The organism is Bacillus sp. 05T31, assembly GCF_056396725.1.
The window spans coordinates 1-1420 of the sequence record NZ_JBFTMA010000897.1 but is presented as its reverse complement, the minus strand read 5'-3'; the positions used below and the strand labels follow the sequence as shown (position 1 = coordinate 1420).

Here is a 1420-nt window from a genome sequence, read left to right as displayed (position 1 = left end):
ATGGGAAAGTTGATGGCGTATCAGTTGCTGGGAAAATTGGTAGAGAAGTGAGAGAAGTATATAAAACACTTGTCGCTCAAGGGAATAGTAAAGATTATCATGTGTTCATTATCCCAGTAGATGAGGAACTAAATTTAAAAGCAGCCGCAAAGGCGGTCGGTGAAAAGAAGATAGAAATGATTCCTGTTAAAGATATTACGAAAGTTTCAGGGTATATTCGCGGCGGTTGTTCACCAGTAGGAATGAAGAAGTTATTTTCTACATGTATTGATGCGAGTGCTCAATCGCTTGAAACGATCATTGTAAGTGGCGGGAAAATTGGAGTACAAATTGAGCTTAAAGTTGATGACTTGGCGAAAGTGACGAGAGCGCAGTTTGGTGAAATAACGAAATAAGTATACATAGGAAAAGAAGTTCTAATTTTATTAAATTTAGATAAAGATTTATAGGATAATTAGTCCATTATGAGGGCGGATTATCCTTTTTTATTTACATAATGAATGAAATAAAAAGAGAATGAATTTTTAGTTTAATCAGTATAATATGGATGTGTAATTTTAATCATTTGTTTGGCTTTAGGAGGAGTACAATGCCTCGTTGCAAGGACTTTAAATAAACAAGCAGAGTTACTTTTAAAGATAGACAAAGGACGGGAAAGTATTTTAATGAGGGTTCAAGAAATACCCATAAGAAAGCACATATTGGGGGATGCCAGTATTTTGGAAAACCCCCACGCTAAGAGCATGCAAGATTTTATACAGTTTTTTGGCTAATCCAGTAACAAACAAGAGCCCTAAAACCGTGCCAGGATAGGAATGTATAAAAAAATGTATAGATTCATAGAACTAAAAAAGAAGGTTCCTCCGTTTTCCTTGCTACCGATAATGAGACGTCATGTTAACTAGAGATGTATGGAATGTACATGTCACTTTTTATATCTACAAGATGATATACTGGGGAAAAAGGGAAAGAAGTGATTGGATTGAAGATTAAAACATATATGTTATAAACGCCTTCACTAAAAATACAAAAGGTGGGAATCCAGCTGGGGTTGTTTTAGACACAAAGGATCTTACAATAAAAGATATGCAAGCTATTGCAAACAAACTAAATTTCTCCGAAACTGCCTTTGTACTTCCTTCTGTAAATTCAGATTACGAAATTAAATATTTTACACCAAATGAAGAAGTTGCTATATGTGGACATGCTACAATTGCTACTTTTTCCTTATTAGCCCAAATGAAAGAAATAAATTCAAAAGTGTATACAATAAAGACTAAAGCGGGGATGCTTAACGTAAAAATTGACGAAAATAAAATGATATCTTTACAACAAAATCTCCCTAATTTCCTTACAACACTTCCTTGTAAAGAAATTATTGAATCTTTAAATCTAGATGAAGAACAACTAATACCTGATA

At 33.7% G+C, this 1420-nt stretch carries 2 protein-coding genes; both read left to right on the top strand.

The window, feature by feature from the left end; translation table 11 throughout:
- A partial coding sequence (ybaK, locus tag AC1DJR_RS29665) for a Cys-tRNA(Pro) deacylase (protein ID WP_477004222.1) occupies window positions 1-395 on the top strand: 395 nt, incomplete at its 5' end.
- 601 nt (window positions 396-996) lie between these two features.
- On the top strand, window positions 997-1420 hold a 424-nt coding region (locus AC1DJR_RS29660; protein WP_477004223.1), incomplete at its 3' end, for a PhzF family phenazine biosynthesis protein.